Raw genomic sequence first — 18,711 nt, forward strand, 5'->3', positions numbered from 1 at the left:
CGGCACCGCCCCGGTGGCGCCGGGCGGCACCGGCCGTCGTCACCCGCCGGATCCGTCCGGGGCGCCGGTGTCCGTCTCCCGCGCCCACCGCCGGCTCCAGGCGTTCAACGGGCGGAGGGCCTCGACGAGGTCCGCGCCCAGCCCGGTGAGGTGGTAGCCGTCGTCGTGCAGGGCGAGCAGGCGGGCCTCGGTCAGCTCCCCGAGCCGGGCGCTGAGCACACTGGAGGACATGTGCTCGCACCGGCGCTGCAACTCGCGGAAGCCGGCCGGGGTCCGGCTCAGCTCCCACAGGATGCGCAGCGTCCAGCGCCGCCCGAGCAGATCCAGTGCGGCCATGACCGGACGGCCCGACGTCGACCCCCGTACGGGCACCCCCGGCCGTGGTGTTGCGGCGTCCACGTCTCCTCCTTGTGCTTCGCTTGACGAAGCATCATAGTGGTTCGGAAACCGAAGCAGGGGGCTCGTCATGCCGCGCATCGAACCGCTCGAACCGCCCTACCCGGCCGCCGTGGACCAGGCGCTCCGCCGTTGGATGCCGCCCGGCGTGCCGCACGAACCGCTCACGCTCTTCCGGGTGCTGCACCGCAACCCCGAGCTGGCCTCCCGCATGTTCGCCCTGGGGGCCGGGCTGCTCGGCCACGGGCTGCTGCCCGCCGCCGACCGCGAGATCGTCATCGCCAGGGTGACCGCGCGCAGCGGCTGCGCCTACGAATGGGGCGTACACGCCGCGACCCTGGCCCGGAAGGCCGGACTGAGCCTCGACCTGTTGCGGGCGACCGCCGACCCCGACCCCGCGGCCCGCGCCCCGTGGCAGCCACGGCACGCGGCCCTGCTGGACGCGGTCGACGAACTGCACGACACGGCACGGCTCTCGCAACCCGCCTGGGACGCACTGCGACCGCACTACGACGACGCCCAGCTGCTCGAACTCCTGGTGCTGACCGGCTGGTACCGGACCATCAGCCACCTGGCCAACGCGCTGCTGCTGCCCGAGGAGACCTGGGGGATCCCATTCCCGGCACGCTGACCACCGCACCCGGCGCCGACCGCGCCGCACCCCGGGCGCCGCGCGCGGCCGGGGCGCGGCGGGGGTCCGGCCCGCGCCCGGCGCCCCGGCGCACCTTCTCGCCGCTCCGGGCGCCGGCCGCCGCCGTGCGTGAGGACAGTGGCGGGCAGTACACCCGGGCCGAAGCGGTCGTGCGGCCGGGAGGCCGCCGGTGACCGGCGGCGGCCTGCCCGTCGCGATCGTCCACGCGTGCCTGCGGGACGGCGCGGGCGGCAGCCCCACCGCGGTGACGTACGAGGCGTCCCTGAGCGATGACGACCGCCGCCGCCTCCCGGTGGTGGCGGGCACCTCGCATGCCGTCTTCGTCTCCGTGGCGGACGGCCGGCCCGGCGGCCCGCTGGTGTCGCTGCGCTTCTTCACCGCCGAGGGCGAACTGCCCGCGTGCGGGCACGGGACGGTGGCCGCACTGGCCTTCCTCGCCGCGCGGACCGGAGGCGAGGAGCGCCGGTGGACCCTCCGGGCGAGCGGACGCGTCTTCACCGGCCGGTCCGCCCGGGCCGGGGCGTACATCGAGGCCGACTTCGACGCCGGGCCGGTACGGCTGCGCGCGCCCACCGCCGGCGAACGCAGCGGCATCCTGTCCGCCCTGGGCCTCCCCGCGGACCCGCTCGCCGCCGGCATCCGCGTCGCCTCGACGGGGCGGCCGCGGGTCCTGGTCCCCGTCGCCACGCGGTCCGCTCTCGCCGCCCTCGCCCCGGACCTCCACCGGCTCCGCACCACCTGTGACCGCTTCGGACTCCTCGGCTGCTACGTCCACTCCGTGCCGACCGGCACCGGCCGGGTCGCGGCCCGGATGTTCGCCCCGTCGATCGGCGTCCCGGAGGACATCGCCAACGCGAACAGCACCGCCTGCCTCGCCGCCCACCTGTCCGGCCACGGCCCCACCGGGATCGTCGTCGACATGGGTGACTCCCTGCACAGCCCCGCCACCATCACCGCCACCGCCCGGCCCGGCCCGGCGGGCCCGCTGGTCCGGCTGGGCGGCACCGCGCGGATCGTGCGCACCGTCCGGCTGCCGTGAACCGGCGCGGTGCCCGGCCCGGCGCGCGGCCGGCCTGATCCGGGCCCGATGGCGCGCCGCCGACCGGGTGGCCCCGGCGCCGGGTCCGCGCCCCGGCGCCGGCCGGGCGAGCCGGCGCAACGGTCCTCACCGGGCCGGCGTCGCCAGCCGCTCGGCGGCGGCCCGGAGCAGCGCGAGGAAGGCGCCGACCGCGGGGGAGTGGCCGCGCCCGCGGGGCGTGCCCGCGTACACCTTCCGGCAGGGCAGGTCCGCCCGGTCCACGGGCACCAGCGCGATGTCGGGCCGGGCCGCCCCGGCCGCCAGGGCCGGCAGCACGGTGATGCCCAGGCCCGCGGCGACGAAGCCCTGCTTCGCCGTCCAGTCGTTGACCCGGAAGGCCACGCGCGGCCGGAACCCCGAGGCCAGCGCCGGCGCCAGCAGGGTCTGCTCCGGCCGCACGGCGCCCTCGATCCAGTCCTCGTCGGCGAGTTCGGCGAGCCGCAGCCGGGGACGCCCGGCGAAGCGATGGGCCCGGGGGAGCGCCAGGTACATCGGCTCGTCCAGCAGGTGGTGCAGTTCGGGGCCGGACAGCGGCACCCCGGCGGGGGTGCTCAGCACCGCCAGGTCGAGGCCGCCCTCCGCGAGCAGCGCGACGTGCTTGGCCGTCGGGCCCTCGGTGTGCACCACGGTGACGGCCGGATGCCGGTCCCCGAACACGGCCATGGCGTGCGGAACCAACGACACGTCGGCGGCGGCGAAGGCCCCGATCCGCAGGGTCCCCCCGCCCAGCGAGCGCAGCGCGTCCAGCTCGGCGCGGGCCGTGCGCAGCCGGTTCCGCATGCCCTCGGCGTGCGGCAGCAGCACCCGCCCCGCCTCGGTCAGCCGCACCCCGCGCGGCAGCCGGTCGAACAGGGCCGTGCCCCACTCGTCCTCCAGGGTCTGGATCTGCCGGGACACGGCGGACTGGGTGTAACCCAGCGCCTGGGCGGCGGCGGTGAAGGAGCCGTCCTGGGCGACGCGCAGGAAGACCTCGTACAAGCTATGCGAAGCAGGCATGGCGAGCATGCTAGACATTCGCTTGTCGCATAGCGTCGCGGGGCCTAGCGTCAGAGCCATGGAGAAGATCGCATTCCTCGGCCTCGGAAGCATGGGCGAGCCGATGGCCCGGCGGCTGCTCGCCGCCGGACACCCGCTGACCGTGTGGAACCGCACGGCGTCCAGGGCCGAACCGCTGCGCGCGGCGGGCGCCCGGCTCGCGGACGGGCCCGCCGAGGCCGTCCGCGACGCCGGCATCGTGGTCACCATGCTCGCCGACCCGGCCGCCGCGCATGCCGTGGCGGATGACCTCATCCCCGCCCTGCGGCCCGGAACCCATTGGATCGACACCTCCACCGTGGGGCCGAAAACCGTCCGGCAGCTCGCCGCCCGCCTCCCGGACGGCGTGTCGCTGACCGACGCGCCGGTGATGGGCAGCGTGGACCGGGCAGCCGCCGGGACGTTGTGGGTGCTGGCGGGCGGGCCGCTGCCCGGACCGGTGCGCACCGTCCTCGGCCGGTTCGGAGAGGTCACCGAGTGCGGTGCCCCCGGATCCGGCGCCGCCCTGAAACTGGTCCTGATCAACGCGGCGATCGGCGGCGTGGCCCTGGTCGCCGAGTCACTCCGGCTGGGTGATGCGCTGGGGCTGCCCACCGGCCTGGTCCGCGAGGAGCTGGCCCGCGGCCCGCTCGCCGGAGCGGTCGCCCGCGCCTTCGCCGACGGCTCCCACTTCCCGGTGGCCCTGGCCGCCAAGGACGTCGCCCTGGCCACCGCCCATGCCCCGCTGCCGTTGTCGCGGGCGGTCCACGCGCTGCTCACCGCCCGCCCGGACCTGGCGGACCAGGACCTCGGCAGCATCCGGACCCCGGTGCCGGCCACCTGACCGCGGCCGCGCGGTGGGCGACGGCGGGGGCGGGTGCGCCGGACGGCGCGGGGCAGCGGGCCACCGGGGGTACAGGCCCGGTCGTTCGGGCCGTTGCCGTCCCCGCGCGTCCGGAGCCGGCCGGTGCCGTCCGCACCGGACGCCGGAAGCCCGCCCGGGCCCGCCGCCCCCGCCCGCCGCTCACCCTCCCGAAGTACCCTGAGTCCCGCGACGTGCATCGCCGCCGGGGGTCCGGACCACCGGCGCCCACGTCATCGAGGACAAGGCGTGCCCACCGGCGGCGGGACGGCGGACCGGGGGCCGGGAGCGCGGGCCAGGGGCCTGCCACATCGGAGGGCGTATGCACGACGACGTGGAACGGGACGCGGCGCCCGGCGTGCTGGCCCGCATGACGGACCTGCTGCGCGACCTGCCGCCGGACAGGACCGGGGCCGTGTGGCGGCTCGACCGGCCGAGCCGCCAGTTGGACGCGAACCTGGTGCGGCTGCCGGCCGGTGCCGAGGTCGCGGCGTCCGTCGAGAGCGACCTGGACGTCCTGTTGTTCGTCACGGACGGCAGCGGACGGCTGGAGACGACCGGCGAGACCCAGCAACTCCGGCCCGGGGCCGTCGTGTGGCTCCCGCGCGGCAGCCGCCGGGCCCTGGCAGCGGGTGAGGAGGGGCTGGTCTACCTCACCGCGCACCGCCGTCGTCCGGGGCTCATGGTCCGGGCGCGCGGCGAGGGCGGGGAGGCGCCCTGCATGCTCCATCGGCTCTGCGCCGCCTGCGGACGGATGGCCACCGAGACCGACGCACGGTTCTGCAACCGCTGCGGTGAACGCCTGCCCGTGGACTGACCGCCGGCGGCCGTGGCCGTGCGGGCACGGCCGGCCTCCGGGCAGCGGGCCCGCGGCCCGGGGACGCGCGCTTCGCTCCGCTCCGGTGCTCGCGCGGCGGACGGGCGGCCTGCCGGAAAGTCCGGATGCGTTCCCCCGCCGCCCTGGGTTTGGATCAGTGGCATGCGCCGTACGGGGAGGGGACGGACGTGCCGATCGATCACGACAGCGGGGCGATAGGGCTGCCGCCACCGAGCGGTGACCACCACGTGGGCACGGAGGCGGTGTACCTCGTCGACGGGGCACGGCCCGACCCCTGGGACGCGGACCGCGCACGGGAACTGATGGTCCAACTGTGGTATCCCGCCGCCCCGGTGGCGGGTCGTCCGTGCCCACCGGCCCGCTATCTGTCCCCGTCCGTGGCGGCCCTGGTGCGGACGGCTGGGCCGAGGAGGCCGAGGAGGCCGAGGAGGACGAGGAGGCCGTCGAGTTCGACCCCGGACCGAGCGGCCTCCTGGCCGGGGTGCGGACCCATGCGTACGAGGGCGCGCCCGCCGCGGGCGGCGCCGCCAGGCCGCTGGTCCTGCTCTCCCCGGGCCTCGGGGAGTACCGGGCGGGGCTGACCTGCCTGGCCGAGGAACTGGCCTCCCACGGGTTCGTGGTGGCCTGCGTGGACCATCCGGGGGACGCGGTGGGGGTCGAACTGCCCGACGGGCGGGTGATCGCCCACCGGGACAGGGCCCCGGCGCCGCGGGCACCGGCCGGGGCCGCCCGGCCGGTGGGCGGCACCGAACGGCACCGGCGGCCGCGCGCCCATGGAGGGGCCGCCGGCACCGGGGCGCGGCGCACCCCGGCTCAGGCGTCGAGTTCGCGGCGTACGCCCACCCGGATGTGGCCCAGCGCCGCGGCCGTGGCGTGGACCGGGGTGCCGTCCAGGAAGACCACGGTGAGCGGGGTCAGCGGATCGAGGTCCTGTACCTGCTGGAAGAGCTTGGCGATGTCGGCCTTGACGGCCGCCTCGCCGGATTTCTCGGCGGCGGACACCTCCGCGAAGGTGACCAGCGAGTCCTCCGCGCCCTGCCTGCGGACGAGTTTGAGCGGCTGCCAGCCGCCGCCGCTGTAGAGCTCTGCGCGCATGTATTTCATGCGCGCAGCATCTCCCCGGAGAAAAATGTTGGCGGTTACATCTTTCGGGGGGCCGCCGGCCTGCCGGCCGTCACGCCGCCCGCCTGCCGCCCTGTCGCTCGGCGGCCCGGCGGGCGAACGGCGGCCCCGGTGCGGCGCCCGCCGCGCCGGAAGGCCGAGGGGGCCGGTCCGTCGCGGCACACCGCCGTCGCCCGCGGGAGGGAAGCGGCCGGCTCCGGGAGCCGGAAGGCCGGCGAGGCCCCGTCCGCCCGCCGGGTGCCGGTGCCCCGTGCGGTGACCGCGGTCAGCCGGCCGCGCGGTCGGCGCGGGCCGCGCGCATCCCGAGCAGGAAGATCCGCAGGCCGTGTTCGAAGCTGTCGTCGCCGTTCAGGGCGACCAGGTCGCCCAGGGCTTGGGCGGTGAGCGGAAAGCGTTCGGCGTCGACCCCCCGGACCAACCGCTCGACGGAGTAGGGGCTGACGTCGCCGTAGGCGGGGTTGGCGTGGGCCTGTTCCTCGATGGTGTGGCCGACGGTGTAGTGCAGCAGCGTCGGAATCCCGTGCGCCGCCTCGTCGAGGGTGAAATCCGCCTCCCGCAGCGTCCGCAGCACCAGTTCCGTCGCCCCGTACACCGCCGGGTGGTTCACATAGGTGCCGGCGAGGACGCGTGCCCCGTCCCGGTACCCGAGCATCACCCGGCGCAGTTGCCGGGCCCAGTCGCCGAGCCAGTCGTCCCAGGGCGTCCCGGGGCGGGGCGGCTCCAGCCGCTCGGCCGCCTCGACGAAGACCAGCGTGGCCATGGCGTCGAGCAGCTCCTGCTTGTTCTTGACGTGCCAGTAGAGGGTGGCGGCGCGCACGCCGAGTGCGTCGGCGACCTTGCGCATGGTGAGCCCGTCGAGCCCGGTGTCCCGGAGCAGTCGCAGCGATGTCCGTGCGATCACCTCGGAGTTGATCTTCATGTCGCCCGCTCCCGCCCTTGTCACGCTTGACACTCTAACACCGTTAGGGAAGTCTCTAACGGCGTTAGAGACCGAGTGGAGGGGGAAGTGCCATGGTGCTCACGGACGCGGTGGACACGGACGTGGTGATCGCGGGCGGCGGCCCGACGGGGCTGATGCTCGCCTGCGAACTGCGGCTCGCGGGTGCCGAGGTGGTGGTGGCCGACCGGCTCCCGGAGCGGACCGGCGAGTCGCGGGCCGGCGGCCTGCACGCCCGGACGATGGAGGTGCTGGACCAGCGCGGGGTGCTGGACCGCTTCCTCGCGGCCGGTGTGCCGCGCGCGATAGGCCATTTCTCCGGCCTGTGGCTGGACTTCGACCGGTTCGAGACCAGGCACCCCCGTTCCCTGGTGCTGCTGCAGTCCGCCGTCGAGCGGCTGCTGGAGGAATGGGCCGCCGAACTCGGCGTACGGGTGCGCTGGTCGTCCGAGGTGACCGCGGTCCGCCAGGACGGTACCGGTGTCGAGGTCACACTGGGCGCGCCCGGAGCGTCCGGTACGACGCTGCGCGCCCGCTACCTCGTGGGCTGCGACGGCGGCCGCAGCGCGGTGCGCGGACTCGCGGGCATCGGCTTCCCCGGCACGCCGGCCACGCTGACCGCGCTGCTCGGCGACGTCGAGCTCGCCGACCCGCCCGCCGACATGCTCTTCATGCAGCGGCGGCCGGGCGGCGACTTCTCGGTGTTCGCCTTCGAACCGGGCTGGTACCGGGTGATCACCTGTGAGTACGACGGCCACCCCGGCCGCGGCGAACCGCCGGCCACCCTCGCACAGCTGCGGGAGTCGCTGACGAGGATCGCGGGCACCGACTTCGGGATGCACAGCCCCCGCTGGGTCTCCCGGTTCGGTGACGCCGCGAGGCAGGCCGACCGGTACCGGGCGGGCCGGGTGCTGCTGGCCGGCGACGCGGCGCACATCCACTACCCGGCCGGCGGCCAGGGACTGAACCTCGGCGTGCAGGACGCGGTCAACCTCGGCTGGAAGCTCGCCGCGGTGGTGCTCGGTCAGGCGCCGGAGGCCCTGCTCGACACCTACCACTCCGAGCGGCACCCGGTCGCGGAGCGGGTCCTGCACAACACCCGGGCCCAGGTGGCGCTCTCACGTCCCGGCGCGCAGACCGACGCGCTGCGCGAGGTGCTCGCGTCGCTCATCCGGTGCGACGACGTCAACCGGCAGCTGGGCCACATGATCACCGCACTGGACCTCCGCTACCCGGGGGGCGGCGACCACCCGCTGGCGGGCCGCAGGGCCCCCGACGCCGATCTCGTCACCGCTGCCGGAGCCGCCCGCGTCGCGGAGCTGCTGCACCCCGCCCGGCCGGTCCTGCTCGACCTGCGGGGCGACGCCCGGACCGCGGCGGTCGCCGAGGGGTGGGCGGACCGCGTCGACCTCGTCCGGGCGCGATCCGCGGCCGACCGCTGGGCGGTGCCGGCCGTCGGCGAGATCCCCGCCCCCACCGCGCTGCTGATCCGCCCCGACGGCCATGTCGCCTGGGCGGCCGCCCCTGGCGCCGTACCGGACACCGCCGCCCTGCGCACCGCCCTCACCACCTGGTTCGGTCCCGGTCGCGGCCGGCCGGGGGAGGCGCCGGTGCGGCCCGGGGCACCCGACTCCGCCGTGGGCCGGTGATCCGTCGCCGGGCGCGGGACACCGCCGGTCCGGGCGAAGCCGCCGCCGGATGAAGCCGCCCCTGGCGAAGTCCGCCGACCGCCGGCGGCGCACTGGCGGTCGAACGGCCCGTCTGCTCCCCTGGAGGAAGGAGGGGGGCCGGGCCGGTCGGCCCGGGCTGCCGCCTCGCCCCCACCGGGATCCCCCTGCCGCACCGGCGCCCCGGGCTCGCCGCTTCCCCCGGCCGCCGGGGACACCGACCGCGACCGTGGCCGTCCGGCCGCGGGGCACATGCGGCGCGGCGGCGGACGGACGCGGCGAAGGAAGCGGAGGCGACGGGACGGCGAGGGGGCACGGGAGGTGGTGAGGACGGTGCGGACCTCGAGGACGGGGCAGCCGCCCCTGGTGGTCGGCGTGGACGGTTCGGTGTCCTGCTTCGAGGCGGTCGACCTGGCCATCGACGAGGCGGTACGGCACCACCTGCCGCTGAGGCTGCTGTACGCGTCGAGGTGGGAGCGGTACGAGGGCGTCAAGCCGGCCTTCGGCATGGACAAGCCCACCGCGGAACTGCTCGGCGACCATGTCACCGCGGCCGCGGCGGAGCGGGTCCGCAGCCGCGCCCCGCAGCTCGTCGTGTCCACGGACTCCCTCGCGCAGGACCCGGTGCACGCCCTGGTCGCGGCGGGCCGCGACGCCTTCGCGGTGGTCGTCGGTGCCCGCGGCGCGGGTCCGGTCGCCGAACTGCTGCTCGGCTCGGTCAGCATGGCGGTCGCCGGTCACGCACCGTGCCCGGTGATCGTGGTACGGGGCGGTGAGCGGAACCGGTCCGGTGGGTTCGGCCGCGTCGTGCTCGGCGTCGGCCGGCCCCGCACGGACGCCGACGTGGTGCGCTTCGCCTGCCGTGAGGCCGCGGCACGCGGCGCCGAACTGCACGCGCTCCGGGCCTGGCGCCGGCCCCCGGTCGACCTCGCCGGCGAGGCGGGGCGGCTCCCGGAGGAGCCGAGCGAGCACCAGCGGCGCGCCGAGCGGGAACTCGGGGAGGCGCTGCACCTTCCGGAAGGGGACTTCGGGCACGTCCCGGAGCGGCGGGTGACCGTCGAAGGCCACTCCCGCACCGCACTGCTGGACGCGGGGCGGACGGCCGACCTGCTCGTGGTGGGCGCCCGGCGGGTACCGGCGTACCGCGGACTCCAGCTGGGACGGCTCGCCCACGCGCTCCTGCACTACGCCCCGTGCCCGGTCGCGATCGTGCCGCACAGCCCCTGAGGGCGGCGCGGCACCGGCGCCGTGCCCGTCCACCGGGCCGCCCTCCGCTCCGGCTCCCGCCCGTCCGCGCGTGGTCGGTGACGTGGACGCGGCGGCCGTCGCCGGAGACGTCGAAGGGGCGGCGGCCGACCGGAGCGGTACGGATCATCTCGCGCCGCCGGGTGTCGATCACCTCCAGTGCGCCGTCGGCACCGGGCACGTTCACGCCGACGAGCACCCGCTGCCCCCCGCTGCCCGCTTCCACGTGTGAACGGCCGGCAGTGCCCCGGCACCCGGCCGGGCCACCGCACGTCCCGGCCGGGACCCTCCGGCGGGGTCCGGGCCGGTGCCCCGGGCCGTCCCGGGTGGCGCGGACCGGGTGCGCCGGACCGACCGTCACAGCCGCGGGCCCGGCGGTGTCTTCATGCCGAACACGCACACCCACGCACAGGGAGAAGAGCATCATGGCGCTACGCGTTTCGAAGGCCGAGCTGCCCGCCGAGCTCAGCGAGAGCCTGGTCAACCAGCTCGGTGAAGTGCCCGAGCCCGTCGAGGTGGTGTGGCACAGCCCGAAGGTCGCCACGTCCAACCTGGAGTTCTCGGCCAAGCTGGCCGAGTGGGACGCGGTCGACGCGAGTCTCAAGTCGTTCGCGCACATGGCCGTCGCGGCGCAGGTGGGCTGCGGCTGGTGCCTCGACGTCGGCTACTTCCAGGCGCGGCACCAGAACCTGGACCTGGCCAAGGCGAGCCAGGTCCCGCGCTGGCGGGAGTCGGAGGTGTTCACCCCGCTGGAGCGGGACGTCCTGGAGTACGCCGAGGCCATGACGGACACCCCGCCGACCGTCACCGACGAGCTGTACGCGGGTCTGCTCGACCGGCTGGGCCCGGCGGCGATGGTCGAGCTCACCGCGTACATCGCGTTCGTCAACATGGCGACCAGGAACAACACCGCGAACGGGATCACCTCGCAGGGCTTCTCCGATGCCTGCGAGATTCCGCCGGCCGCGCGCCCCGGGCCGGCCGGCGCGACGCCTGCGGCATGACCCCGGACGCTCGGACCACGCGGCCGTGCGGTGGCCATGGCGCCGGACGCTCGCACTCCCCGCGGGAGGACCGGCGCGGCGGCTCGCGCGGATCCCGCCGAGGCGGGGTGGTCCGAGCGTCCCGTGCGGGGCTCTCGCTGATGCCGGGTTCCATGTCGCCGCGGTGAGCCCCGCGACCGGCGGCAGCGGGCCCGGTGAGGGAGCCCGCGACCCACGGAAGGAGACGGGCCGCCCGCCCCGGCGGCCCGTCTCCTTCCGTGCGGTGCCCCGGCCGGCGGGACTCCCGGACGGCCGCGCCCGGATACCGGACCGGCCCGGGTGGTTCAGCCGGCCTCGTGCCCGGACGGGCCGCCCGGGCGGGGGTCGCGGTATTCGTCGGCGAGCAGCGAGTCCATGGTGCCGCGCAGATGGTGGATGAAGTCCTCGAAGTCCTTGAGCTGCGCGCGGGTGTACTGCGACATCTCCGCGGTCATGCGCTCGGTGTAGGGGGCGAAGAACTCCTCGGCCCGCGGTCTGATGGCGGGGCTGCTGCGCAGGGTCACGATCCGGCGGTCGGTGTGCTCGCGGCTGCGCACGATGTGTCCGGCCGCTTCGAGACGGTTCAGCAGGGCGGTCGTGGCCCCGGAGGAGAGTGAGACGCGCTCGCTGAGCCGCGCGGGGGAGAGCGGGTTGCCCTGGTCCTCCGCGTAGAGGATGTCCGCCAGTGCCGCCGCGTCGGTGGAGTGCAGCCCCAGCCACGCCGCGAAACGCTGCGTGAAGTCGGTGTAGTTGGCGCCGAAGGCCCGCAGACCCTCCATGAGGCGGTCGCGCTGCGCCTCCATGGATCCGAACTCGTCTTCCGCCATCGCCCTCACCTCACTGTCCGGTCCGCGCCGGTGGCGCGGCCTGTCCCTGGAGTTTGACAACCTACCTCGCCTCTTTTACCTTCACGGCAAAGATACTTCATGGTGGAGGAACCTTGAACGCGACCGACCAACCCCCCACCCACCGGCAGTGGTTCGGCCTGATCGCCGTATCGCTGGGGGTGGCCCTGATCGTGGTGGACATCACCATCGTCAACGTGATCCTCGCCCCGATCATCGAGGACCTGCGGATCGGCTCCGTGGAAGCCCAGTGGATCCAGGAGTCCTACGCCATCGCGTTCGCCGCGCTCCTGCTGCTCACCGGGCGCCTCTGTGACCTGTACGGCGCCCGGAAGCTCTTCACCGCCGGCCTGGTCCTGTTCGGCGTGACAAGCCTGCTGGCCGCGGTCGCCCCGAGCGGCGGGCTGCTCATCCTCGCCCGCGGCCTGCAGGGCATCGGCGGAGCCATGATCCTTCCCGCCTCGCTGGCCCTGCTGAACGCCACCTTCTCGGGCAGGGCACGGGCCCAGGCGTTCGCCGTCTGGGGGTCGACCATCGGAGCCGCGGCGGCCGTCGGCCCCCTGCTCGGGGGCCGGCTCGCGGACTTCTCCTGGCGGTGGGCGTTCGGCATCAACATCCCCCTGGTGGCTCTGATCATGGCGGGCGTCATGGTGTCCCTGCCCGCGTCGCCCCGCATGCCGGGACGGGTGGACGGCGTCGGCGCCGCCCTGTCGGCGGCCGGACTCGGGCTGCTGGCGTTCGCGCTGGTCGAAGGGCGCACCTACGGCTGGCTGATGACCACCGGGACGCTGCGCGTCGGCGGACTCTCCTGGCACGGCGGCCCGTCCCCGGTCCTCGTCTCGTTCGTCGTGGCGGCCATCGCCCTGGCGGTGTTCTGGCGCCGGCAGTCCGCACTCGGCCGAAGGGGCGAAGAGCCGCTGATGGACGTGGGGTTGTTCGCCATCGCCTCGTTCCGCAACGGCAACCTCGTCACGCTGATGGTCGGCCTCGGGGAGTTCGGCATCATCGCGGTGATGCCGCTCTGGTTGCAGTTCACCCTGGGCTACAGCTCGTTCGAGGCGGGCCTCGCACTCGTCGCGCTCGCCGTCGGCAGCTTCGTGGCCAGCGGCGCGAGCTTCCGGATGGCCGCGACGGTGCCGGCTCTCGCGCAGGTGCGCATCGGCCTGGTACTGGAGGCCGCCGGCCTGGGGATGCTGGGCCTGATGGCGACGACCGGCAGCACCTGGTGGTCCATCGCGCTCGTACTGTTCCTCTACGGCATCGGCGTCGGGTTCGCCACCGCCCAGGTCACCAGCGTCGTTCTGGCGGAGGTGCCGCTCTCCCGGGCCGGGCAGGGTTCGGGAATCCAGAGCGCGGCACGCGAACTGGGTTCCGCCCTCGGCATCGCCGTTCTCACCACGCTCTTCTTCAGCACCCTCGGCTCCGACCTGCGGGACCGCCTCACCGACGGCGGGATGCCGGCGGAGACCGCCGACCGGCTCGGCGGGAGCGTCACGGACAGCGCCGGCTCGGTGATCCCCTCCCTCGCGGACGATCCGAGGACCGCGAGCGTCGCGGAAGCCGCCCGGGAGGCCATGACCAACGGACTCGGGATCTGCGCCTACGTCTGCGCGGGGCTGCTGGCGCTCGCGCTGCTCGCCACACTGGGCCTGACCACCGGCAACCCCGACGGCGCCGAGAGCCCCGATGGCGCCGACAGCCCCGACAGCGCCGGTAGGGGCGGCAGCGCCGTAGGCAAAGCAGCTCGGTGACCCCATCGCCTTGCCCGGCCGGAGTGGGCGGTGCCGCCGAGTGTGCTCGGCGGCTTCTCCGCTTCGATGTTCAGTCGTGTGTCTCCGCAGGGGTGTGGAACGAGATCCAGACGTCAGGAGGCAGGTCGGACCGACCTGGTACCGGTCTGCGTTCCTCCGCCCATGTGTCGTCGGCGATCTCCGTGGCTGCGCGGCGCCAGAAGCGCACCGCGGCGATGTTGGCATCCTGAAACGCGACTTCCCACGAGCCTGGGTGCCTGGCCGCGATCTCCTGAACAGCGTGCAGCCCGATCCTTGTCCGCCGTGCGCCGCGCACCACGAAGAAGCTGTTCAGCACCCGTGTCGGGGCGGTCAGACCGCGGACGAACGCGAACCCGGCGGGGCTGTCACCGCTGGTGAGGAGGTATGGCGCCCAGTCGGGCTCAGAGAAGGCCGTGTGGAGCCGGTCGCTGCGGTAGGTTCCGTCGCTGTTGGGCAGCAGACCGTCGAACTCCGACATGTCATGGCGGAACATCAGCCACAGCCGCTCCACTACGGGGCGGTCGGCGATGCCTGCGAGGCGAATGGATACGTCTGGCACGTGACTCCTTTGCCGAGGTGGTCAACCGGCGCGCGCCCCGCATGCCTGGACCGGGTGATACCGAGGCTTGGGGCTGACGCCTGTTCGATGAGCGCTGGTCCCCGGACAGGCGGCGCCAGGGCATGAAAAAAGCCTCCCTGGGCGGATGTCGCATCCGGGCCGGGAAGGCTCACTACTGACGGAGATCATAGCAGGTGCTCAGTCGGGGAAGACTCGCAGGCGGGTGCGGCCGTGTCCGGTGTTCTCGCGAACGATCGTTCGCCGACGCCGAGTATCGTCATTCCGTGTCCGGTGCGGTGGCAACGCTTTCAGTGACGCAACACCATCACCGGGCGCCGAGTTCGCTCACCTTCGGCAAGGGCTGCGTGTCATTCCGGTGGCCGGGTGCGTCGGCGGCCACGGCATCAAGGACCCGGTCCGGGCCGGTCTCGAAGGATGCCTCGGCGTCCACGTCCGTGCCGTCGTACACGGCCTTGGTCAGCGCCGGGAAGCGACCGGTTCCCGACATCCTCGTCAGATGCGGGCCGGAGGCGCGCTGCCGCTGCCGCCGCAGGGCGTGAGGGCGTCAGTCCGCGGCGTCCTCGTCACCCCGCGGGCCGTTCCCCGGTGCGCCGGCACCTCCTCACTCCCGGTGCGGGCCGTGCGCTGCGGTGCTCCGCCAGAACTCGCGCAGCGCGCCGACGAGCGGCCCGGGCGCGTCCTCGGCGATGTGGTGGCCGGAGTCGATCGGGCCGCCGTCCAACCGGTCGCCCGCCCAGTCGCGCCACACCGCCGGCACATCACCGTAGAGGTCGGCCATGTCGTCACCGGTGGCCCACAGCACCTGCAGCGGACAGCCGATGCGCCGGCCGGCCCGCCGGTCCGCCTCGTCGTGCTCCCGGTCGATGCCCAGGCCCGCCCGGTAGTCCTCGCACATGGCGTGCACGGTGGCCGGGTCGTGGATCGCCCGCCGGTAGTCCTCGTACGCCTCGGCGCCCATCTGCTCGGGGGTGTCCTGGTACCAGGCGTCGGGATCGGCGTTGATGATCCTCTCGGCGGGCTTGCGGGTCTGCCCCAGGAAGAACCAGTGCCACCAGCGCGCGGCGAACGTCGCGTCGCAGCGTCGCAGTGCCTCCCCGACGGGGACGGCGTCCAGCACGCTCAGCGCCGAGACCGCCGCCGGATGGTCCAGGGCGAGGCGGGTGGCCACGTACGCTCCCCGGTCATGGCCGACCAGGGCGAACCGTTCGTGTCCCAGGCCGCGCATCACCGCCACGCAGTCCGCGGCCATGGCGCGCTTGGAGTAGGGGCGGTGGTCCGCGTCGGTCGGTGGTTTCGAGGACCGGCCGTAGCCCCGCAGATCGGGGCAGACCACCGTGTGACCGGCCGCGACCAGCAGTGGTGCGACGCGGTGCCAGGTCGCGTGGGTGCGCGGATGTCCGTGCAGGAGCAGTACGGCCGGACCGCGGCCTCCGTGGCGCACGCGCAGCCGAGCGCCGTCCCCCTCGCATCGCCTGAGCTCGAAGCCGCCGAACACCTGGCCTCCCGGGTCGTGGACGTCGCCGTTCGACTGCCCCCGGACCGCCCGTTCCATACGGCCCGCGGACAACGGCGCGGCGCCGGACGAACGCCGCCGGACGGTTCCCGGACGCGGCGTGCGCGGGGTCGGCCGCCCGCCACCGGAACGGGCCCCCGGACGGCCGGCACACCACCACCCTGACCAGCACCTGCGGAACGATGCGGATTCCATGATCGACTTCACACCGCAGCGGGTTACCGTGGTGCCCGCCACGTACCATCCGCCCCTTGACGAAAGGCAACCCTGTGAGCACACCCGGCGATTCGCCATCGTCGCCGACCGCGCGGTCGGGGGATCTCGAGCTGCTGCTGATCACGGCGGCAGATCTGGCCGGCGTGGGTCTGGACGACTTCGCCGAGCTGGCGTCGCCCTCGTCCGACGAGGACCCGCCGCCGATGACCGGTCCGACCCCGGAACTGACGGCCCTGCTGAACAAGGCGTTCACCGACAAGGCCGGGCGGGAGGTCAGGACCTCGTTCATGAACACCGACTCCTCGATCGTCGTCGACGTGGGAGTCTCGGAGCGGGCAGCGGGGGCTGCCGTCGCCTGGATGTCCGACATGCGACAGGTGTACTCCCAGTGCGCGGCCTGGACGATGAGCATCGGCGATCAGGAGATCACCGTTCGGGTGGTGGACCCGGCCGACGATCCGAGCGAGCCGCTGAAGGTGGAGCGGAGGTTCGGTGACGAGGCCCTGATGCGCACGATGCTCGCCGGTCCGGTCGGGCAGCAGGGCCGGATCACCACTCTCCTGGTACGCGACGGAGACCGCGCTCTGGAACTGACGTTCCGTAGCCTGGTGGGCGAGCCCGGCGGCCCCGGGGAGACCCGGCTCGCCACCGCGATGTCGAAGTTCCTCGGGGCGGCTCCGGCACGGTTCCTGGGCCTGCCGGTCGGCTAGGCACCCGACACCCGCCGCGCCGTCGTCGACCGGGGAGCGGTTACCGCCGCGCCCCGGGACACCGAGGGGCGGTAACGGCGGCGGGCGGGCGCGCACGGCACGGTCGGCCGCCGGTGCCGGGCACCGGCGCGCGGAACGGGCCGCCGGCCGCGGCCGGCGCCGGAGCCGAGCGGCGATCAGGCCGGGGCCGCGCCGCCGGCGTGGCGCCAGAAGGCGTCGACCCGCGCGTTGAACACGTCAGGGGACTCCTGGAACGGTTGGTGGGCCTCTCCGGCCAGGACCTCGAAGCGGGCGCCCGGGATGGCCTCGGCCACGACCCGGCCGAGCCGCGGCGGCGTGGCGATGTCCAGTTCGCCGGCGAGGACGAGGGTCGGCGCGGTGACGCCCGGCAGCCGGTCGAGCGTGTCGTGCTCCATGAACGAGTCCAGTTGGCGCTGGAAGGCCTCGGCGGACTGCGGGTACGGGAAGGCGAGCGTCTCGTCGACGATCCACCGCACCGTGCCGTCGGCGTGGGCCCGCGGCGTGTAGACCCACAGCAGGAACGACTCCAGCATGGCGCGCTCGTCGGACGCCTCCGTCGCCAGCCGGTGCCAGGACCGGGTCATGGCGGTGAAGTAGGCGTCCGCCCGTGCCCAGGTGCTCATGAGGACGAGGCTGCGCACCGCCTGCGGGTGACGGAGCGCCAGTTCCTGCGCGATCGCGCTGCCGCCCGAGAAGCCGGCGACATGGGCCCGGCCGACGCCGAGCACCCGGAGGAGTTCCGCGGCGTCGTCCGCCATCGAGGCCACGGACATGGGGCCGTCGGGCAACGGCGTCCGTCCCGCCCCCCGGTTGTCGAAGGCGATGACCCGGTACCGGTCGGACAGCGCGTCGAGCTGCGCCTGCCACGCCTCGGCAGGGTCGCTCAGCCCCGCGATCAGCAGGACGTCGGGCCCCCGGCCACGGCTCTCGGCCCAGATCGTGGTTCCCCCCGCTTCGACGTACCCGCCCATGGGTCCACCTCCCGCCCCATTGTCGTCCCGCTCCTCCGCGAACGGACAGTGCCGCGCCGTGACCCGGGCGGGAACGGCCTCGGCCCCCGTGGCACCGGACCGCCGCCCGGCCGGTCCGCGGTGTCCCGGCCGCTCCGGGGACCGCCGTGCCCGGGCGCGGCCGCCGCCCGGGCCGCCGTCACGGCCGCAGACGGCCCATGGCCCCGCGCTCCGGCATCGGCGGAAGCCCGTGCCGTTCCCCGGTCTCCTCGTCGAAGTCGTCCAGGAAGCCGTGCAGCACCTCCGCGACCCGCGCCGTCGAGTCGACCGCGAACAGCACCGGCTGGTACCCGGCGACCTGGTACGGCATCCGGACCAGCTCGGCCACGTTCCAGGGCCGGATGTCCGCCTGCGGGAAGCGGTCCAGTTCCCCGTACGAGGACAGCAGCGCGGCCCCGTAGGCGCGCGGCTCGCCCCGCTCCCACGCCAGGCCGTACTCCAGCGTGAACCAGTAGACGCGGCTGATCAGATCCAGCGCGTCCGCCGACTCCACCCGCGCGGCGGCGCTGCCGACCACCCGGTACAGGTCGGCGAACCAGGGGTCGGCCAGATGGGTGCCGTGCCCGAACACGTCGTGCAGGATGTCGGGCTCCGGCGTGTACAGCGGCACGGCCGGATGCCGCAGGTACTGCACCGCGTGGAAGTACCCGTCGGCCATGGCGCCCAGGAAGCGCTTGTTGGGCACGATGCCGCCGGCCAGGGTGAACCGGAAGCCGGTCAGCGGTTGGAGCCGGTCGGAGACCTCCGTGTGCTGCGGAATGCGGTCGGCGGGGACCGGGGCCGCCTCCCGGGCCCGCAGCACCGCCTGGCACACCCGGCCCTCCTGAGCCGCCAGCAGGGCGGCGTGCGCCTTGCGCCAGGTGGCGTGTTCCTCCTCGGTGTAGACCACCGGCGGTGACGGATCACCCACCCGGTGGCCGTCCGCCGCGGCCACGATCGCGTTCCGCCGCCGCACGTAGTCCCGGTCGGCGAACCCGGGGTGGCTGCCGGCGTCCCCCAGTGTCAGGCCCTCCGGGGTCAGCGGGGTCCGGCCCGTCCCATCGGTCATGTACAGCATCCTGCGCCGAATCCCTGGCGGGCGCAGCCGCCGGCCGCGGCGCGGACGGCTCGGCCGGGGAGGGCCGGGCGGTGGGCGCGGGCGTCGCCGCCGCTCGGCCGGGGACCGGGCCGGCCGGCCGCGCGGTCGTCCGCGCCCGGCCGACGCGTCCCGG

The 18,711-nt window shown here is 74.9% G+C and carries 19 protein-coding genes and 2 pseudogenes; 11 read left to right on the plus strand and 10 right to left on the minus strand.

The window, feature by feature from the left end:
- Nucleotides 1-39: 39 nt before the first annotated feature.
- Entirely contained in the window at nucleotides 40-336 is a 297-nt protein-coding gene (locus ACH4B3_RS23495; protein ID WP_398465652.1) for a winged helix-turn-helix transcriptional regulator, read from the minus strand.
- 130 nt (nucleotides 337-466) lie between these two features.
- Between ACH4B3_RS23495 and ACH4B3_RS23500 the strand changes: the two genes are divergently transcribed.
- Entirely contained in the window at nucleotides 467-1,027 is a 561-nt protein-coding gene (locus ACH4B3_RS23500; protein ID WP_398465654.1) for a carboxymuconolactone decarboxylase family protein, read from the plus strand.
- 190 nt (nucleotides 1,028-1,217) lie between these two features.
- The gene (locus tag ACH4B3_RS23505) at nucleotides 1,218-2,087 is read left to right on the plus strand and encodes a PhzF family phenazine biosynthesis protein (RefSeq protein WP_398465656.1); all 870 of its coding nucleotides are present in this window, start codon (nucleotides 1,218-1,220) and stop codon (nucleotides 2,085-2,087) included.
- Between the two features lie 126 nt (nucleotides 2,088-2,213).
- Here ACH4B3_RS23505 and ACH4B3_RS23510 read toward each other — a convergent pair whose 3' ends face one another.
- Complete coding sequence (locus ACH4B3_RS23510; RefSeq protein ID WP_398465658.1) at nucleotides 2,214-3,122, minus strand: LysR family transcriptional regulator; 909 nt, start codon at nucleotides 3,120-3,122, stop codon at nucleotides 2,214-2,216.
- 58 nt (nucleotides 3,123-3,180) lie between these two features.
- On the opposite strand from ACH4B3_RS23510, the gene ACH4B3_RS23515 reads away from it, so the two are divergent.
- From ACH4B3_RS23515 to ACH4B3_RS23525, 3 genes and pseudogenes are all read left to right on the plus strand, one after another.
- On the plus strand, nucleotides 3,181-3,984 hold the full coding sequence (locus ACH4B3_RS23515; protein WP_398465660.1) for an NAD(P)-dependent oxidoreductase: 804 nt from the start codon (nucleotides 3,181-3,183) through the stop codon (nucleotides 3,982-3,984).
- A gap of 340 nt (nucleotides 3,985-4,324) precedes the next feature.
- The gene (locus tag ACH4B3_RS23520; protein WP_398465662.1) at nucleotides 4,325-4,819 is read left to right on the plus strand and encodes a cupin domain-containing protein; all 495 of its coding nucleotides are present in this window, start codon (nucleotides 4,325-4,327) and stop codon (nucleotides 4,817-4,819) included.
- 502 nt (nucleotides 4,820-5,321) lie between these two features.
- A pseudogene (locus ACH4B3_RS23525) lies at nucleotides 5,322-5,465 on the plus strand (hypothetical protein); the annotation flags it as partial.
- Nucleotides 5,466-5,653: 188 nt separating this feature from the next.
- Here ACH4B3_RS23525 and ACH4B3_RS23530 read toward each other — a convergent pair.
- Together ACH4B3_RS23530 and ACH4B3_RS23535 are read right to left on the minus strand one after the other, a co-directional pair.
- The gene (locus tag ACH4B3_RS23530; RefSeq protein WP_398465796.1) at nucleotides 5,654-5,944 is read right to left on the minus strand and encodes a hypothetical protein; all 291 of its coding nucleotides are present in this window, start codon (nucleotides 5,942-5,944) and stop codon (nucleotides 5,654-5,656) included.
- Between the two features lie 283 nt (nucleotides 5,945-6,227).
- Nucleotides 6,228-6,905, minus strand: coding sequence for a TetR/AcrR family transcriptional regulator C-terminal domain-containing protein (locus ACH4B3_RS23535; RefSeq protein ID WP_398465664.1), 678 nt, complete (start codon nucleotides 6,903-6,905; stop codon nucleotides 6,228-6,230).
- A 68-nt stretch (nucleotides 6,906-6,973) separates the two neighbouring features.
- Between ACH4B3_RS23535 and ACH4B3_RS23540 the strand changes: the two genes are divergently transcribed.
- The 4 genes from ACH4B3_RS23540 to ACH4B3_RS23555 all read left to right on the plus strand — a co-directional run bounded on the left by ACH4B3_RS23540 (nucleotide 6,974) and on the right by ACH4B3_RS23555 (nucleotide 10,815).
- A complete protein-coding gene (locus ACH4B3_RS23540) occupies nucleotides 6,974-8,548 on the plus strand; it encodes an FAD-dependent monooxygenase (protein WP_398465666.1) in 1,575 nt (524 codons plus the stop codon).
- A 351-nt stretch (nucleotides 8,549-8,899) separates the two neighbouring features.
- Nucleotides 8,900-9,793, plus strand: a complete 894-nt coding sequence (locus tag ACH4B3_RS23545; RefSeq protein ID WP_398465668.1) for a universal stress protein — start codon at nucleotides 8,900-8,902, stop codon at nucleotides 9,791-9,793.
- A gap of 70 nt (nucleotides 9,794-9,863) precedes the next feature.
- Nucleotides 9,864-10,043, plus strand: coding sequence for a hypothetical protein (locus tag ACH4B3_RS23550; RefSeq protein WP_398465670.1), 180 nt, complete (start codon nucleotides 9,864-9,866; stop codon nucleotides 10,041-10,043).
- 193 nt (nucleotides 10,044-10,236) lie between these two features.
- Nucleotides 10,237-10,815 (plus strand): carboxymuconolactone decarboxylase family protein, encoded by a 579-nt coding sequence (locus tag ACH4B3_RS23555; RefSeq protein ID WP_398465672.1) that lies wholly within the window; start codon nucleotides 10,237-10,239, stop codon nucleotides 10,813-10,815.
- A 323-nt stretch (nucleotides 10,816-11,138) separates the two neighbouring features.
- Here the strand turns inward: ACH4B3_RS23555 and ACH4B3_RS23560 are convergent, their stop codons facing one another.
- Complete coding sequence (locus tag ACH4B3_RS23560) at nucleotides 11,139-11,660, minus strand: MarR family winged helix-turn-helix transcriptional regulator (protein WP_398465674.1); 522 nt, start codon at nucleotides 11,658-11,660, stop codon at nucleotides 11,139-11,141.
- A gap of 113 nt (nucleotides 11,661-11,773) precedes the next feature.
- Here ACH4B3_RS23560 and ACH4B3_RS23565 point away from each other — a divergent pair, with 113 nt between their 5' ends.
- Nucleotides 11,774-13,429: an MFS transporter gene (locus ACH4B3_RS23565; RefSeq protein WP_398465676.1), complete on the plus strand. Its 1,656-nt coding sequence runs from the start codon at nucleotides 11,774-11,776 to the stop codon at nucleotides 13,427-13,429.
- Nucleotides 13,430-13,499: 70 nt separating this feature from the next.
- Here the strand turns inward: ACH4B3_RS23565 and ACH4B3_RS23570 are convergent, their stop codons facing one another.
- The 3 genes and pseudogenes from ACH4B3_RS23570 to ACH4B3_RS23580 all read right to left on the minus strand — a co-directional run bounded on the left by ACH4B3_RS23570 (nucleotide 13,500) and on the right by ACH4B3_RS23580 (nucleotide 15,525).
- Nucleotides 13,500-14,009: a GNAT family N-acetyltransferase gene (locus ACH4B3_RS23570; protein WP_398465678.1), complete on the minus strand. Its 510-nt coding sequence runs from the start codon at nucleotides 14,007-14,009 to the stop codon at nucleotides 13,500-13,502.
- A gap of 368 nt (nucleotides 14,010-14,377) precedes the next feature.
- A pseudogene (locus ACH4B3_RS23575) lies at nucleotides 14,378-14,559 on the minus strand (TetR/AcrR family transcriptional regulator); the annotation flags it as partial.
- Between the two features lie 72 nt (nucleotides 14,560-14,631).
- Nucleotides 14,632-15,525 carry an alpha/beta fold hydrolase gene (locus tag ACH4B3_RS23580; protein WP_398465792.1) on the minus strand — a complete coding sequence of 298 codons (894 nt, stop codon included), beginning with the start codon at nucleotides 15,523-15,525 and terminating at the stop codon, nucleotides 14,632-14,634.
- A 269-nt stretch (nucleotides 15,526-15,794) separates the two neighbouring features.
- Here ACH4B3_RS23580 and ACH4B3_RS23585 point away from each other — a divergent pair, with 269 nt between their 5' ends.
- Nucleotides 15,795-16,469 (plus strand): hypothetical protein, encoded by a 675-nt coding sequence (locus ACH4B3_RS23585; RefSeq protein ID WP_398465680.1) that lies wholly within the window; start codon nucleotides 15,795-15,797, stop codon nucleotides 16,467-16,469.
- Between the two features lie 176 nt (nucleotides 16,470-16,645).
- On the opposite strand, the gene ACH4B3_RS23590 is transcribed toward ACH4B3_RS23585, so the two are convergent.
- Both ACH4B3_RS23590 and ACH4B3_RS23595 read right to left on the minus strand, forming a co-directional pair.
- Nucleotides 16,646-17,461 carry an alpha/beta fold hydrolase gene (locus tag ACH4B3_RS23590; protein WP_398465682.1) on the minus strand — a complete coding sequence of 272 codons (816 nt, stop codon included), beginning with the start codon at nucleotides 17,459-17,461 and terminating at the stop codon, nucleotides 16,646-16,648.
- Nucleotides 17,462-17,639: 178 nt separating this feature from the next.
- The gene (locus ACH4B3_RS23595) at nucleotides 17,640-18,548 is read right to left on the minus strand and encodes a phenylalanine 4-monooxygenase (RefSeq protein ID WP_398465684.1); all 909 of its coding nucleotides are present in this window, start codon (nucleotides 18,546-18,548) and stop codon (nucleotides 17,640-17,642) included.
- Between the last annotated feature and the right edge of the window lie 163 nt (nucleotides 18,549-18,711).

Origin of the sequence: Streptomyces sp. NPDC018031 (assembly GCF_044327625.1) — a bacterium.
GTDB lineage: Bacteria > Actinomycetota > Actinomycetes > Streptomycetales > Streptomycetaceae > Streptomyces.